At 61.6% G+C, this 15204-nt stretch carries 14 protein-coding genes; all 14 read left to right on the forward strand.

The features are described from left to right. Positions 1-121: 121 nt before the first annotated feature. The 14 genes from BZG29_RS03670 to aspS all read left to right on the forward strand — a co-directional run bounded on the left by BZG29_RS03670 (position 122) and on the right by aspS (position 15192). The gene (locus tag BZG29_RS03670; RefSeq protein WP_077398959.1) at positions 122-613 is read left to right on the forward strand and encodes a YqaA family protein; all 492 of its coding nucleotides are present in this window, start codon (positions 122-124) and stop codon (positions 611-613) included. A gap of 269 nt (positions 614-882) precedes the next feature. Further along, positions 883-4923 carry a DUF3683 domain-containing protein gene (locus BZG29_RS03675; RefSeq protein WP_077398961.1) on the forward strand — a complete coding sequence of 1347 codons (4041 nt, stop codon included), beginning with the start codon at positions 883-885 and terminating at the stop codon, positions 4921-4923. Next, positions 4920-5363: an HIT family protein gene (locus BZG29_RS03680; protein WP_077398963.1), complete on the forward strand. Its 444-nt coding sequence runs from the start codon at positions 4920-4922 to the stop codon at positions 5361-5363. Before BZG29_RS03675 ends, BZG29_RS03680 begins: the two co-directional genes overlap by 4 nt. Positions 5364-5372: 9 nt before the next feature. Beyond that, positions 5373-5825, forward strand: coding sequence for a DUF971 domain-containing protein (locus BZG29_RS03685; protein ID WP_077398965.1), 453 nt, complete (start codon positions 5373-5375; stop codon positions 5823-5825). 98 nt (positions 5826-5923) lie between these two features. Then, positions 5924-6268: a YciI family protein gene (locus BZG29_RS03690; protein WP_077398967.1), complete on the forward strand. Its 345-nt coding sequence runs from the start codon at positions 5924-5926 to the stop codon at positions 6266-6268. 2 nt (positions 6269-6270) lie between these two features. Next, positions 6271-7512, forward strand: coding sequence for a sigma-70 family RNA polymerase sigma factor (locus tag BZG29_RS03695; RefSeq protein ID WP_077398969.1), 1242 nt, complete (start codon positions 6271-6273; stop codon positions 7510-7512). 29 nt (positions 7513-7541) lie between these two features. Continuing rightward, positions 7542-8276, forward strand: coding sequence for a bifunctional demethylmenaquinone methyltransferase/2-methoxy-6-polyprenyl-1,4-benzoquinol methylase UbiE (gene ubiE / locus BZG29_RS03700; RefSeq protein ID WP_034753359.1), 735 nt, complete (start codon positions 7542-7544; stop codon positions 8274-8276). A 31-nt stretch (positions 8277-8307) separates the two neighbouring features. Further along, complete coding sequence (locus BZG29_RS03705; protein WP_077398971.1) at positions 8308-9252, forward strand: Tim44 domain-containing protein; 945 nt, start codon at positions 8308-8310, stop codon at positions 9250-9252. A gap of 152 nt (positions 9253-9404) precedes the next feature. Then, positions 9405-10055 (forward strand): SCP2 sterol-binding domain-containing protein, encoded by a 651-nt coding sequence (locus BZG29_RS03710; protein ID WP_077398973.1) that lies wholly within the window; start codon positions 9405-9407, stop codon positions 10053-10055. Beyond that, positions 10052-11623, forward strand: coding sequence for a ubiquinone biosynthesis regulatory protein kinase UbiB (ubiB, locus tag BZG29_RS03715; RefSeq protein WP_077398975.1), 1572 nt, complete (start codon positions 10052-10054; stop codon positions 11621-11623). The genes BZG29_RS03710 and ubiB overlap by 4 nt, the downstream gene beginning before the upstream one ends. 19 nt (positions 11624-11642) lie before the next feature. Next, positions 11643-12245 (forward strand): methyltransferase, encoded by a 603-nt coding sequence (locus BZG29_RS03720; RefSeq protein ID WP_077398977.1) that lies wholly within the window; start codon positions 11643-11645, stop codon positions 12243-12245. Positions 12246-12335: 90 nt separating this feature from the next. Next, on the forward strand, positions 12336-12644 hold the full coding sequence (locus BZG29_RS03725) for an FmdB family zinc ribbon protein (protein WP_077398979.1): 309 nt from the start codon (positions 12336-12338) through the stop codon (positions 12642-12644). 40 nt (positions 12645-12684) lie between these two features. Continuing rightward, entirely contained in the window at positions 12685-13326 is a 642-nt protein-coding gene (locus BZG29_RS03730) for a DUF502 domain-containing protein (protein ID WP_077398981.1), read from the forward strand. A gap of 69 nt (positions 13327-13395) precedes the next feature. Beyond that, positions 13396-15192 (forward strand): aspartate--tRNA ligase, encoded by a 1797-nt coding sequence (gene aspS, locus BZG29_RS03735; RefSeq protein ID WP_070221635.1) that lies wholly within the window; start codon positions 13396-13398, stop codon positions 15190-15192. Positions 15193-15204: the final 12 nt, after the last annotated feature.

Consider the following 15204-nt stretch of genomic DNA (forward strand, 5'->3'; position numbering starts at 1 on the left):
GGCGACAATAATGCTCTGTGGAACTGCGGGCGGGTAGGCCTTTGCCGGCCGGCGCGGATTGTGCGGCGCGCAAGCTGCTCTTCATTATAATGGAGAGCCTTACTGCATCGCGAAGTGTTCCATGATCGAATCCGCAATCGCCTGGCTGCTGCAGCTGATCGCAGCACCGGAAGTCGGGCTGACATCGGTCTTTCTGATCAGCTTTATTTCCGCCACCCTCTTGCCGCTCGGCTCGGAACCTGCCGTCTTTGCCGTCATCAAGGCCAATCCCGCGCTGTTCTGGGCCACCATCGGCGTCGCCACCCTGGGCAACACCCTGGGCGGCGTTGTCGACTACTGGATGGGCTACCGGGCCAAGCAGGCATTTGCCAAGGAGCGCGACACGCGCTGGTTCCGCTGGCTGGCCCGCTATGGCGCCAAGACCATGCTGCTGGCCTGGCTGCCCATCGTGGGCGACCCGCTGTGCACCCTGGCCGGCTGGCTCAAGCTGCCGTTCTGGCCCAGCGTGGCCTACATGGCCGTCGGCAAGTGCGCGCGCTACCTGACCATGACGGGCTTGCTGCTGTACGTGCCCGATGGCGTATGGCACCGGATTGGACAAATGCTGGCGTAAAGTGGGCGCAAACGGGGCGTAATGCAACGCTGCTTTGCCCCATTTTTGGGCAGTTCGATAGTTTGCAGCAGACTCTGATTCTTGGCATTTTTGCTTAAAAAAGACAGTCATTCTGGTTTTTTATTCATGCAAAATAGGACTTTTCCATATTTGCTATGGTAGCGGATGCGGTGCTTAAACCTTGGGCGGCATAAGGCTGTTCCCGCATGGTGCGGCGCAATAAGATAAAATGGGTCTTTAGGGTCCAGTCCACATCGTCACCACACTCCATGAACGCTCCCGCACATATCCAAGCTTTACTGGCAGAAACGCCGAATGGTCCCGCAGCAAGCCGCCTGCGCGAAATCCCGTATAACTACACGTCGTTTTCCGATCGCGAGATCGTCATACGCCTGTTGGGGGAGGACTCCTGGCGCCTGCTCGACGAGCTGCGCGGCGCCCGCCAGACGGGCCGTTCGGCCCGCATGCTGTACGAGGTGCTGGGCGACATCTGGGTCGTGCGCCGCAATCCGTATCTGCAGGATGACTTGCTCGACAATCCGAAGCGCCGCCAGGGCTTGATCGATGCCTTGCATCACCGCCTGGCCGAAGTCGACAAGCGCCGCCTGTCCATCGACGCGGCCGGCGGCGACGCTGCCGCCAGTGGCGAAGCGCCGGACGTGGCGCAAGCGCGCAGCGCCAACGTGGAGTTGCTGCTGAAAGCGGCGAGCAAGGCCGTGGCCGACTTCGGCGACGAATTCCGCAAGACCTACGACTTGCGCAAGCGCACGGTCAAGGTGCTGGGACGCTATACGGAAAAGCATAATGTGCGCTTCGACGGCATGACGCGCGTGTCGCACGTGACGGACGCCACCGACTGGCGCGTGGAATACCCGTTCGTCGTGCTCACTCCCGACACGGAAGAGGAAATGGCCGGCCTGGTGAAGGGCTGCATCGAGCTGGGGCTGACCATCATCCCGCGCGGCGGCGGCACCGGCTACACGGGCGGCGCGATTCCATTGACGCCGATGTCGGCCGTCATCAACACGGAAAAACTCATCACCCTGGGCGCCGTGGAAATGACGGTCTTGCCGGGTTTGACGCACGAATACGCGACCATCAATTCGGGCGCCGGCGTGATCACGAACAAGGTGTCGGAAGCGGCGGAAAAGGCCGGTTTCGTGTTTGCCGTCGACCCGACGTCGGCGCACGCCTCTTGCATCGGCGGCAATGTCGCCATGAATGCGGGCGGCAAGAAAGCCGTGCTGTGGGGCACGGCGCTGGACAACCTGGCCTCGTGGCGCATGGTCGACCCGAACGGCGACTGGCTCGACGTTACGCGCCTCGACCATAACCTGGGCAAGATCCACGATATCGCACTGGCACGTTTCCAGCTGGAATGGCGTCACCCTAGCACGCGCGACGCCACGAAACCGAACGCACCGTTCAAGACGGAAATCCTGGAAATTCCTGGCCGCAAGTTCCGCAAGGAAGGCTTGGGCAAGGACGTCACCGATAAATTCCTCGCCGGCTTGCCGGGCATCCAGAAGGAAGGTTGCGACGGCCTGATCACGTCGGCGCGCTGGATTTTGCACAAGATGCCGAAATTCGCCCGCACCGTCTGCCTGGAATTCTTCGGCCAGGCGCGCGACGCGATCCCGTCGATCGTGGAAATCAAGGATTACCTCGACGGCTTGCCGGCGAAAGGCGAGCAATACACGACCATCCGCCTGGCGGGCCTGGAGCACCTGGATGAGCGCTATTTGCGCGCCGTCGGCTACGCCACCAAATCGAAGCGCGGCGTGCTGCCGAAGATGGCCCTGTTCGGCGACATCGTCGGCGACGATGAAAATGCCGTCGCGCAAGCGGCGTCGGAAGTGGTGCGTATCGCCAACACCCGCGTGGGCGAAGGCTTTGTCGCCGTCAGCCCCGAAGCGCGCAAGAAATTCTGGCTCGACCGGGCTCGCACGGCGGCGATCGCCAAGCACACGAATGCGTTCAAGATCAATGAAGATGTCGTGATCCCGCTCAATCGCATGGGCGAATACACGGATGGTATCGAACGCATCAATATCGAGCTGTCGATCAAGAATAAACTGCAATTGGCCGAGGCCCTCAGCGAATTCTTTGGCAAGGGTAATTTGCCAGTAGGCAAGAGCGACGATGCGTCCGACGACCGGGTCGACGATGCGGAAATGCTGGGCGACCGCGCCGAGCAGGCGCAGCAGTTGCTGGCGCAAGTGACGGCACGCTGGACCTATCTGCTGGCCCAGCTGGACCGTCCGCTGGCGGACGTGAAGGGCGAATTGGCCGAACTGGGCATGGAGCGCTTGCTGCCCGTGTTCGATGCGCGCCTGGAAACGCAGCCGGACGCCACCCTGTTCGACGTGGTGCAGGACCGCACCGTGCGCATTACCTGGAAGCAAGAGATTCGCGCCCAGCTGCGCCAGATATTCAACGGCGCCGCGTTCAAGCTGATCCTCGACGAGGCGACGGCCATTCACGCGCGCATCCTGCGTTCGCGCGTGTTTGTCGCGCTGCACATGCATGCCGGTGACGGCAACGTGCACACGAACTTGCCCGTCAACTCGGATAATTACGAAATGCTGCAGGACGCCCACGAAGCCGTGGGCCGCATCATGATTCTGGCCCGCTCGCTCAATGGCGTGATTTCCGGCGAACACGGTATCGGCATCACCAAGCTGGAATTTTTGACGGAAGAAGAGATCGGCGAATTCCGCAGCTACAAGCAGCGCATCGATCCGGAAGGCCGTTTCAACAAGGGTAAATTGCTGAACCTGCCGGGCATGGGCGCCGACTTGCGCAATGCCTACACGCCATCGTTCGGCCTGATGGGCCACGAATCGCTGATCATGCAGCAAAGCGATATCGGCGCCATCGCCGACAGCGTCAAGGATTGCTTGCGTTGCGGCAAGTGCAAGCCCGTGTGCTCGACCCACGTGCCGCGCGCCAACTTGCTGTACTCGCCGCGCGACAAGATCTTGGCGACCTCGTCCCTGATCGAAGCCTTCCTGTACGAAGAACAGACGCGTCGCGGTATTTCCATCAAGCATTGGGAAGAGTTCGAGGACGTGGCCGACCACTGCACGGTATGCCATAAATGCGTCACGCCTTGCCCGGTGAACATCGACTTCGGCGATGTGTCCATGAACATGCGCAATTTGCTGCGCAAGATGGACAAGAAGAGCTTTAATCCGGGCACCAAGGCCACGATGATGTTCCTCAACGCCACCGATCCCGTGACCATCAACGCCACGCGCAAGGTCATGATCGGCTGGGGTTACAAGGCGCAACGCCTGGGCCATGACTTGCTGAAGAAATTTGCCAAGAAGCAAACCAAGGCGCCGCCGCCATCGACGGGCAAGCCGCCCGTCAAGGCACAGGTGATTCATTTTATTAATAAAAAGATGCCGGGCAACCTGCCGAAGAAATCGGCGCGCGCGCTGCTCGATATCGAAGACGACAAGGTCATCCCGATCATCCGCAATCCGAAGACGACGACGGCCGATACGGAAGCCGTGTTCTACTTCCCCGGTTGCGGTTCGGAACGTTTGTTCTCGCAAGTGGGCCTGGCCACGCAAGCGATGCTGTGGGAAGTGGGCGTGCAGACGGTCTTGCCGCCGGGCTATTTGTGCTGCGGTTATCCGCAGCGCGGTGCGGGCGAGTTCGACAAGGCCGAGAAGATGATGACGGATAACCGCGTCCTGTTCCACCGCATGGCCAACACGCTCAATTACCTGGACATCAAGACGGTGCTGGTGTCGTGCGGCACCTGTTACGACCAGCTGGCAACGTACCAGTTTGAAAAGATTTTCCCCGGCTGCCGCATCATGGATATCCATGAGTATTTGCTGGAGAAAAACGTCAAGCTGGAAGGCGTCAACGGCACGCGCTATATGTACCACGAGCCATGCCACAATCCGATGAAGCTGCAGGAATCGGGCAAGACCATCAATTCCCTGATCAGCACGGTAGATAACGTGAAGATCGAGAAGAATGACCGTTGCTGCGGCGAATCGGGTTCACTGGCCGTCACGCGCCCCGACATTTCCACGCAAGTGCGTTTCCGCAAGGAAGAAGAAATGGTCAAGGGCGCCGACAAGCTGCGCGGCGATGGGTTCACGGGCGACGTGAAAATCCTCACCAGCTGCCCGTCGTGCCTGCAAGGCTTGTCGCGCTACAATGACGATTCGGGCACGACGGCCGACTACATCGTCGTCGAGATCGCCAAACACTTGCTGGGAGAGAACTGGATGCCGGATTACGTGAAACGCGCCAATGACGGCGGCATCGAACGGGTGCTCGTGTGACCTGTGATCTGTGCAACTTGCTCGATGGCTTTGCCAACAAGCAGGGCTGTGAAGCCTTGCTGTGGCGCAGCGAGCGCCTGTCCGTGGTGGCCGTCAACGACCCTGCATATCCCGGCTTTTGCCGCGTGATCTGGAGCAAACACGTGAAGGAAATGACGGATTTGACGCCCGGCGAGCGCAATTACGTGATGGAAGTCGTGTGGCAAGTCGAACTGGCCGTGCGGGAAGTGATGCAGCCGGAAAAGGTGAATGTCGCCAGTTTCGGCAACATGACGCCGCACGTGCACTGGCACGTGATTCCCCGCTACCGCGACGACGCGCATTTCCCGAACCCCAGCTGGGCTGTCGTGCAGCGCGAGACGGCGCCCGAGGTGCTGGCCGCGCGCCGCGCCCTGTTGCCGGCCTTGCGCGACGCCATCCTTCAACGTTTATCCGCATAAAGTATTGTCATGACTGAAAAAGCAGCAACACCCCAACCCACCGGCTTGACCGTGCACAACCAGTCGCGCGTGCTCGACGTGGCTTTCGACGATGGCAGCGAATTTGCCCTGCCGTTCGAGTACCTGCGCGTGTACTCGCCGTCGGCCGAAGTGCAGGGCCATGGCAAGGGCCAAGAAACCTTGCAATTAGGCAAGCGACTGGTCGGCATCACGGGTCTGGAGCCGGTCGGCAACTACGCCGTGCAGCCGACCTTCAGCGATGGCCACAATTCCGGCCTGTACACCTGGGCCTATCTGTACAAGCTGGGCGCGGAGCAAGCGACCCTGTGGCAAGCCTATCTGGACCAACTGGCGGCAGCCGGCTACCCGGGCGACAGCGGCCGCGATGCCAAGGCCGACATGACGGTCAAGCAGTCGTCCGGTGGCCACGTCCATGGCCCCAGCTGCGGGCACAAACACTAAGTCAAAAAAATAATGCGGTAATCTTGTCGGATTGCCGCTGCCCCGTTCGTCGTATGGATGCCCGCGCTTGCGGGCATTTTTCTTTTGGAGAACAGACTATGGAATACATGATCCTGCTTTACGCCGACGAGGCGCGTTTTGAAGCGATGGAGGAAGGGCAGATGGCCAGCCTGATGGCCGAGTTCGCAAGTTACACGCAGGCACTGGACGCGGCCGGCGTGCTGCGCGGCGGCGCCGAGCTGGCGCCCGTGCGCAGCGCCGCCAGCGTGCGTGTGCAAAACGGCAAGCCTGTCGTCACGGATGGGCCGTTCGCGGAAACCAAGGAGCAGCTGGGCGGCTACTATCTGCTGGACTGCGCCAACCTGGACGAGGCGTTGGCCTGGGCCGGGCGTTGCCCGGTGGCTTCCCTGGGCACCATCGAAGTGCGGCCCGTCACGGCGTGAGCATGGACGGCGACGCCACCTCGGCCGTCGAACACGTTTTTCGCCAGGAAAAGGGCAGGGTGCTGGCCGGCCTGATGCGGCGCTTCGGCGACCTGGGCCTGGCGGAAGATGTGTTGCAGGAAGCGTGCCGCAAGGCGCTGGAACTGTGGCCGCAGGCGGGCATCCCGTCCAATCCCGCCGCCTGGCTCAGCTCGGTGGCGCGCAATGCGGGCCTCGACCATGTGCGCCGGGCGGGCAAGAGCGTCAGCGAGGCCGAGGCCGTGCTGTCCTGCCTGCCGGCCGCCATGCTTGATGAAACGCAAGCCATCGAGGACGACCGCCTGCGCCTGCTGTTCATCTGCTGCCATCCCGCGCTGGTGCCCGAGGCGCAGGTGGCGCTGGCCTTGCGCACCCTGTGTGGGCTGTCCACGGGCGAGATCGCGCGCGCTTTCGGCGTGGCGGAAGCGGCCCTGTCGCAGCGGCTCTTGCGCGCCAGGCGCAAGATTGCCGAAGCGCGCATCCCTTTCGAGTTGCCGCCGGCCCAGGATTGGCCGCAACGGCTGGCGCAAGTGCAGCATGTCATCTATCTGGTGTTCAGCGAAGGCTATTGCGCCAGCGGCGGCGATAGCTTGCTGCGCGCCGACCTGTGTGCGGAAGCGCTGCGCCTGGGACGGCTGCTCGACAGCCTGCAGCCCGGCCAGCCGGAAGTGCAGGGCTTATTGGCCTTGCTGCTGTTGCAGGCGTCGCGCGGCCCGGCTCGCCTCTCGCCCGCTGGCCAGTTGCTGACCCTGGAAGAGCAGGACCGCCGCCTGTGGCAGGCGGACTTGATTGCCGAGGGACTGGCCATGCTGGAACTGGCCCTGCCGGCGCGCGCGCCGGGGCCATACCAGCTGCAGGCGGCGATTGCCGCCCTGCACGCCAAGGCCGTCACGGCCAGCCAGACGGACTGGCGCCAGATCCACGTCCTGTATGGCGCCTTGCTGCGGCACAAGCCGGAGCCATTGATCTTGCTCAATGCCGTGATCGCCTGTGCCATGGCGCATGGCGCAGAGCACGGCCTGGCGTGGCTGGAACGCCTGGAAGCCGTGCCCAGCCTTGCCAATTCGCATTATCTGCACGCGGCCCGGGCCGACTTGCTGCGCCGCCAGGGCGACCGGCGGGGGGCGCTGGCGGCGTATGCCCGGGCGGCAATGCTGGCTGTGAATGCAGTGGAAAGGCAATACCTTCTCCGGCGTCACGGGGAAATGCGCCTGCCGCTTGTATAATGCTCCCAAGTTCAAACAGACTGCCTACCATGACCAATACGACCCATTTCGGATACAAAACAGTTGCAGAAGACGACAAAGTGCGCGAAGTCGCCAAGGTGTTCCATTCCGTCGCTGCCAAATACGACGTGATGAATGACTTGATGTCGGGCGGGCTGCACCGTCTGTGGAAGACGTTTACCATTGCCAACGCGGGCGTGCGCCCCGGTTTCAAGGTGCTCGACATCGCCGGCGGCACGGGCGACCTGTCGAAGGCGTTTGCCAAGCAGGCGGGTCCTACCGGCGAAGTCTGGTTGACCGATATCAATGAGTCGATGTTGCGCGTGGGCCGCGACCGCCTCTTGAATCGCGGCTTGCTCACCCCCACCTTGTTGTGTGACGCGGAAAAACTGCCATTCCCCGACAATTATTTTGACCGTGTCAGCGTGGCCTTTGGCCTGCGCAACATGACGCACAAGGACGTGGCGCTGGCGGAAATGCGCCGCGTGCTGAAACCGGGCGGCAAGCTGCTGGTGCTGGAGTTTTCCAAGGTGGCGGCGCCCCTGCAAAAGCCGTACGACTTGTATTCCTTTTCGGTCTTGCCGTGGTTCGGACAGAAAATCGCCGGCGACGCGGAAAGCTATCGCTACCTGGCCGAATCGATCCGCATGCATCCGGACCAGGAAACCCTCAAAACCATGATGGAAACGGCGGGCCTGGAGCGCGTGCAGTACTACAATTTGACGGCAGGCATTGCCGCTTTGCACACCGGTATCAAGATGTAATGCATCAACGTTGGTGATTTTAGGAGATGGAATGAAATTGAAGAAATTTATGGTCGGCATGATGCTGGCCGCGACCACGGTATCCATGCTGGGCGAGGCGCTGGCCCGTCCCATGGGTGGTGGCCGTTCGTTTGGCCGCCAGTCGCAAAACGTGGGCCGCCAGGCGCCCGCACCTGCACCAACTCCGGCGCCGGCCGCCGCGCCACGCCAGGCGCAACCTGCGCCAGCCCCCGCGCCGGCCCCTGCCGCCAAGGCACCGAGCCGCTGGAAGGGCTTGCTGGGCGGCGCCTTGCTGGGCCTGGGTCTGGGCGCCTTGCTGTCGCACTTTGGCCTGGGCGGCGCCCTGGCCAGCATGATCAGCACCCTGCTGATGGTGGCTTTGCTCGCCGGCGTAGCGTTCTTCATCTACCGCATGGTACGTGGCAAACGCGACAACAATGCCGGCGGCAATGCGCCGTTCGCCGGTTTTGGCGGCAACCAGCCGGCACCGGCCGGTAACGTGCCCGACATCGGTTCGCGCATCCCGCCGCTGCCGCCGCTGCAACCCGTCTCGTCCGGCGTAGGCCTGGACAAGCCGGCTGAGGCTGCCGCGCCATGGGGTGTGCCAAGCGACTTCGACAAGGAAGCCTTCCTGCGCCACGCGAAAAGCAATTTCATTCGCCTGCAAGCGGCCTGGGACAAGGCCGACGTCAACGATATCCGCGAATTCACGTCGCCGGAAGTGTATGCGGAACTGCGCATGCAAATCCAGGAACGGGGCGCGCAGCCGGACTTTACGGACGTCGTCACCATCGATGCCGAATTGCTCGGTATCGAGACGAGCGTCAACGATTACCTGGCCAGCGTGAAGTTTACGGGCTTGATCCGTTCGGCGCCGGGCGCGGCAGCGGAACCGTTCGCGGAAGTGTGGAATATGTCGAAACCCGTCAGCGGCAACAGCGGCTGGGTTCTGGCAGGCATCCAGCAATTGAATTAATTGTAAAAACTTGCTGAATAATGGCTTAAGTCCATGCGGAATGCATGATGCTTGACAGATATTTCCTGCTGAACTGGTAAGATCGAAACCGCCCACCTTGTTTGATGGGCGGTTTTTTCTTTTTGGGGGCGCGCGCGGCGCGCAGTATATAGATGGCACCACTTTCCGATCTCTCCTTGATGACGCCCGTCATCGCGACTATCAACCACTTGCTGGCGCAGGAGCCGTGGGCGCGCCAGCAGCTGGCCGTGCACGCCGGCAAGCTGGCCTGCATCGACACGGGCGCCGTGGCCTTGCGCCTGCGCGTCGACAGCGCCGGCATGCTGGAAACGGCTCCCGGTACGGCGCCGGCCGAGATGCCGGCCAACGTCACCATCCGCGTGAAATTGTCCGATGTGCCGCTGATCCTGCAAAACCGCGAGCGGGCATTTTCCTACGTCAAGATCGAAGGCGATGCCGAGTTTGCCAATGCGATTTCCCAATTGAGCAAGGGCTTGCGCTGGGAAGCCGAGCACGACCTGGAAAAGGTCGTCGGCCCCATGCTGGCCACGCGCCTCGTTTCCGGGGTGAAGGATGCGGCCGCCTTTGTGCGCACGGGCCAGCAAAAGCTGGCGGAAAACGTGGCCGAATATTTTCTCGACGAACAGCCCATGCTGATCCGTCCTTCTACCCTGCAAGAGTATTCCGCTGGCGTGACGCGCGTGCGCGATGACGTCGAACGCCTGGCCAAGCGCCTTGCCCGGCTGGAAAAGGCGGCCGCCGCCGTCCAGCCGCAGCCCTCCTCACCGGATTTGTCTACATGATATTGAAATTCCTGCGCCTGTTTAAAATCATCCGTGTTTCCATCAAGTACGGTCTGGATGAGATAGCGATTTCTGGTCTGCAAGTTCCCCGCACCGCCAAATTGATCGACACCCTGATTTTCTGGCGCGACCTGTCGTCGCCGCGGGGCTTGCGCCTGCGCCTGGCGCTGGAAGAGCTGGGCCCGATTTTCGTCAAATTCGGCCAGGTGCTGTCGACCCGGCGCGACCTGATGCCGCTCGACATCGCCGAAGAACTGGCGCGCCTGCAAGACCGGGTGCCGCCGTTCGATTCCGACCTGGCCATCGCGCAGATCACCAAGTCGCTGGGCGCGCACCCGGATCAGTTGTTTGCCCGCTTCGAGCGCGAGCCGGTGGCGTCCGCCTCGATTGCCCAGGTGCACTTCGCCACCCTGAAAGACGGCCGCGAAGTGGCCGTGAAAGTCTTGCGTCCCGGCATGAAAAAGCTGATCGACGAAGACGTGGCCCTGATGCACATCGCCGCTGACTGGACCAGCCGCCTGTGGGCCGACAGCAAGCGTTTGAAACCGAAAGAGGTGGTGGGCGAGTTCGACAAATACCTGCACGACGAGCTGGACCTGATGCGCGAGGCGGCCAACGCCAGCCAGCTGCGCCGCAACTTTGCCAACTCGGACTTGCTGCTGGTGCCGGAAATGCACTGGGATTACTGTTCCAGCAGCGTCATCGTCATGGAACGCATGGTTGGCATCCCCGTGTCGCAGACCGAGCGCCTGGTGGCGGCCGGCGTGGACTTGCGCAAGCTGTCCAGCGATGGCGTGGAGATTTTCTTCACGCAAGTGTTCCGCGACGGCTTTTTTCATGCGGACATGCATCCGGGCAATATTCTCGTATCGATCGCGCCCGAATCGTTCGGCCGCTACATCGCGCTCGACTTCGGCATCGTCGGCACCCTGAACGACTACGACAAGGATTATCTGTCGCAAAACTTCCTCGCCTTCTTCCGCCGCGACTACAAGCGCGTGGCCGAGGCGCACATCGAATCGGGCTGGGCGCCGAAAGACACGCGCGTCGACGAGCTGGAAGCGGCCGTGCGCGCCTGCTGCGAGCCGATCTTCGACCGCCCGCTGAAAGATATTTCTTTTGGACAAGTTCTGCTCCGGCTGTTCCAGACTTCGCGCCGCTTCAACGTGGAAGTGCAGCCGCAACTGGTGCTGCTGCAAAAGACCCTGCTCAATATCGAGGGCCTGGGCCGCCAGCTGGACCCGGAGCTGGATCTGTGGCAAACGGCCAAGCCTTACCTGGAAAAATGGATGAGCAACCAGGTGGGGCCGCAAGGCTTCATGGAGCGCCTGCGCGCCGAAGCGCCCCGTTATGCGCACATCTTCCCGCAACTGCCGCGCTTGCTGCATCAGGCCTTGACGGTGCATGGCGAACCGCGCGAAAACGAGGTGGAACTGATGAAAACCTTACTTGCGGAGCAACGTCAGACGAACCGCTTGCTGAGCTTTATCGTCTACTTCGTGGGCGCTTTCGCGCTCGGCGCGCTGGGCTTGCAAGTGTTCATGCGCTGGCATCAATTGCCGTTTTAACTGGCTGAGGACGTAAGTGATGGCTGACTTCCATACCCGCGACCCGCTCTCGCCCGCCTTCTGGGACGAGCGTTTCGAGAAGCAATTCACGCCCTGGGACCATGGCGGCGTGCCCGCGCGCCTGCGCAGCTTCGTGGCCGGCAGCCCGGCGCCGCTGCGCTGCCTGATTCCCGGCTGCGGCTCGGCGTATGAGCTGGTCTTCATGCTGGAGCACGGCTGGGATGCCACGGCCATCGACTTTTCGCCCGGTGCCGTGGCGGCCGCGCGCATCCAGCTGGGTGAGCGGGCAGGGCGGGTGGTGGAAGCGGATTTCTTTGCCTGGGAACCCGCAGCGCCGCTGGACCTGATCTATGAACGGGCATTCCTGTGCGCCATGCCGCGCGCCATGTGGCCGCAAGTGGCGGCCCGCTGGGCGCAGCTGCTGGCGCCCGGTGCCATGCTGGCCGGCTATTTTTTCTTTGACGACAATGCGAAGGGGCCGCCGTTCGGCATGTCGCGTGAGAAACTCCAGGAATTGCTGGCGCCGCATTTCGACTGTCTGGCCGACGACGCCGTCGACGATTCCATCGCCGTCTTCGCCGGCAAGGAGCGCTGGATGAGCTGGCGCCGCCGGGCAGACTGAGGCGGCAACGGTCGCGGCCGGGCATTTTCCGCTGGGAATGGCGGAAAAGCTTTATAATTCAGGGTTTTTGATGATTTTCTCGGAGTAGAGATGCCGATTTACGCTTACCGTTGTGACGAGTGTGGTTTTGCCAAGGACGTCTTGCAAAAGATCTCCGATCCAGTACTGACGGTGTGCCTGTCGTGCGGCAAGCCCAGTTTCAAGAAACAATTGACGGCCGCCGGTTTCCAATTGAAGGGCACCGGCTGGTACGCGACCGATTTCCGCGGCGGCACGGCGCCTACCACGGCCATCCCGACGGGCCCGGCCGATAACGCCAAACCTGCCCCGGCCGCCGAGAGCGCGCCTGCCGCAGCCCCTGCGCCCGCCCCGGCTGCCGCTGCGCCGAAAGCGGACTGAAAAGCGCGCCGCGCCGATACGATCCCTTACCGAGAAACCGATGCGTAAATACTTTATTACCGGATTACTGATTTTGGTACCCCTGGCCATTACGGCCTGGGTCCTGAATCTGGTCATCAGTACGATGGACCAGTCGCTGTTGCTGGTGCCCGGCAGTACGCAGCCCAGCGTCTGGTTCGGCCGCCAGATTCCGGCGCTGAGCACCATTCCCGGCCTGGGCACGGTATTGACGGTACTGATCGTGTTCTTCACGGGCTTGCTGACGAATAACCTGGTCGGCAATTACGTGGTGAAACTGTGGGAAAAATTGCTGCAACGCATACCCATCGTCAATTCCCTGTATTCGAGCGTCAAGCAAGTGTCGGATACCCTGTTTTCACCGTCGGGCAATGCCTTCCGCAAGGCCGTGCTGGTGCCGTATCCGCACCAGAACTCCTGGACCATCGCTTTCCTGACCGGCGTGCCGGGCGGCGATGCGGCAAACCACCTGGTGGGCGACTATGTCAGCGTGTACGTGCCGACGACGCCGAATCCGACATCGGGCTTTTTCCTGATGATGAAGCGCAGCGATGTCGTCGAACTCGACATGAGCGTCGATGCGGCGCTCAAATATATCGTCTCGATGGGCGTGGTGGCGCCTGCGGAAGTTGTTGCTGTACCGGCCCCGGCAGCCAAAGAATAAAGGCAGGCGTCCCATGCGGGACGTGGCCGGATTGAACACTCACTAACCTGAACTGAGAATTTTATGTCTATGCGTACTGAATACTGCGGCCTCGTTACCGAAGCCATGCTGGGACAAACCGTCAGCCTGTGCGGCTGGGTACATCGCCGCCGCGACCACGGCAGCCTGATTTTCATCGACTTGCGCGACCGTGAAGGCCTGGTGCAAATCGTCTGCAACCCGGAACAAGCGGAGATGTTCAAGGTCGCCGAAGCCGTGCGCAACGAATTCTGCCTGCGTGTGACGGGCGTCGTGACCAACCGTATCGAAGGCACGATCAACAACAACTTGAAATCGGGCAAGATCGAAGTAGTCTGCTCGGAGCTGGAAGTGCTGAACCCTTCCGTGCCCGTGCCGTTCCAGCTGGACGACGACAACCTGTCGGAAACGACGCGCCTGACGCACCGCGTGCTGGACCTGCGCCGCCCGCAAATGCAAAACAACCTGCGCCTGCGCTACAAGGTGACGATGGAAGTGCGCAAGTACCTCGACGCGCTGGGCTTCATCGATATCGAAACGCCTATGCTGACCAAGTCCACGCCAGAAGGCGCGCGCGATTACCTGGTGCCGTCGCGCGTGAACGCTGGCAGTTTCTTCGCCTTGCCGCAATCGCCACAGTTGTTCAAGCAACTGTTGATGGTGGCCAACTTCGACCGTTACTACCAGATCACCAAGTGCTTCCGCGACGAAGACTTGCGCGCTGACCGCCAGCCTGAATTCACGCAGATCGATTGCGAAACCTCGTTCCTGACGGAACAGGAAATCCGCGACCTGTTCGAAGACATGATCCGCGTCGTCTTCAAGAACACGCTGAACATCGACTTGCCGAACCCGTTCCCGGTGATGGATTTTGCCGAAGCGATGGGCCTGTACGGTTCCGACAAGCCGGACATGCGCGTCAAGCTGGCCTTCACGGACTTGACCGAAGTCATGAAGTCGGTCGAATTCAAGGTCTTCAACGGCGCCGCCAACATGAAGGGCGGCCGCGTGGTGGCCCTGCGCGTACCGCAAGGCGGCAGCATGCCCCGTTCGGAAATCGATGCCTACACGCAATTTGTTGCCATCTACGGCGCCAAGGGCTTGGCTTACATCAAGGTCAACGAGAAAGCCAAGGGTCCTGAAGGCTTGCAGTCGCCGATCGTCAAGTTCCTGCCTGCCGACGTACTGGCCACGATCCTCGAGCAGACGGGCGCGCAAGACGGCGACCTGATCTTCTTCGGCGCCGACAAGGCCAAGGTCGTCAACGACGCCATCGGCGCGCTGCGCGTGAAAATCGGTCACAGCGAGTTCGGCAAGAAAGCCGGCCTGTTCGAAGACGTGTGGAAGCCATTGTGGGTGGTCGACTTCCCGATGTTTGAGCACGACGAAGAAGCGGACCGCTGGACGGCGACCCACCATCCGTTCACGGCGCCGAAAGACGGCCATGAAGACATGCTGGAAAGCGATCCGGGCGCCTGCATCGCCAAGGCCTACGACATGGTCTTGAACGGCTGGGAACTGGGCGGCGGTTCGATCCGTATCCACCGCGAAGAAGTGCAAAGCAAGGTCTTCCGTGCGTTGAAGATCGATGCCGAAGAAGCGCAGCTGAAATTCGGCTTCCTGCTCGACGCCTTGCAATACGGCGCGCCACCGCATGGCGGCCTGGCATTTGGCCTGGACCGTATCGTGACCATGATGACGGGTTCCGAATCGATCCGCGACGTGATCGCCTTCCCGAAAACCCAGCGCGCGCAAGATTTGCTGACCCATGCGCCGTCGGAAGTTGACGAGAAGCAACTGCGCGAACTGCACATCCGTTTGCGCAGCGCCGAGCCAAAAGTAGTGTAATGAAGCATGCGG

Source organism: Janthinobacterium sp. LM6 (genome assembly GCF_002002885.1).
Taxonomy (GTDB): domain Bacteria; phylum Pseudomonadota; class Gammaproteobacteria; order Burkholderiales; family Burkholderiaceae_D; genus Janthinobacterium; species Janthinobacterium kumbetense.

What these genes read in the sequence shown, in the direction of transcription:
- BZG29_RS03670 (WP_077398959.1), top strand. Translation starts at nt 122, where the DNA reads ATGATCGAATCCGCAATCGCCTGGCTGCTGCAGCTGATCGCAGCACCG.
- BZG29_RS03675 (WP_077398961.1), top strand. Translation starts at nt 883, where the DNA reads ATGAACGCTCCCGCACATATCCAAGCTTTACTGGCAGAAACGCCGAAT.
- BZG29_RS03685 (WP_077398965.1), top strand. Translation starts at nt 5,373, where the DNA reads ATGACTGAAAAAGCAGCAACACCCCAACCCACCGGCTTGACCGTGCAC.
- BZG29_RS03690 (WP_077398967.1), top strand. Translation starts at nt 5,924, where the DNA reads ATGGAATACATGATCCTGCTTTACGCCGACGAGGCGCGTTTTGAAGCG.
- BZG29_RS03695 (WP_077398969.1), top strand. Translation starts at nt 6,271, where the DNA reads ATGGACGGCGACGCCACCTCGGCCGTCGAACACGTTTTTCGCCAGGAA.
- ubiE (WP_034753359.1), top strand. Translation starts at nt 7,542, where the DNA reads ATGACCAATACGACCCATTTCGGATACAAAACAGTTGCAGAAGACGAC.
- BZG29_RS03705 (WP_077398971.1), top strand. Translation starts at nt 8,308, where the DNA reads ATGAAATTGAAGAAATTTATGGTCGGCATGATGCTGGCCGCGACCACG.
- BZG29_RS03710 (WP_077398973.1), top strand. Translation starts at nt 9,405, where the DNA reads ATGGCACCACTTTCCGATCTCTCCTTGATGACGCCCGTCATCGCGACT.
- ubiB (WP_077398975.1), top strand. Translation starts at nt 10,052, where the DNA reads ATGATATTGAAATTCCTGCGCCTGTTTAAAATCATCCGTGTTTCCATC.
- BZG29_RS03720 (WP_077398977.1), top strand. Translation starts at nt 11,643, where the DNA reads ATGGCTGACTTCCATACCCGCGACCCGCTCTCGCCCGCCTTCTGGGAC.
- BZG29_RS03725 (WP_077398979.1), top strand. Translation starts at nt 12,336, where the DNA reads ATGCCGATTTACGCTTACCGTTGTGACGAGTGTGGTTTTGCCAAGGAC.
- BZG29_RS03730 (WP_077398981.1), top strand. Translation starts at nt 12,685, where the DNA reads ATGCGTAAATACTTTATTACCGGATTACTGATTTTGGTACCCCTGGCC.
- aspS (WP_070221635.1), top strand. Translation starts at nt 13,396, where the DNA reads ATGCGTACTGAATACTGCGGCCTCGTTACCGAAGCCATGCTGGGACAA.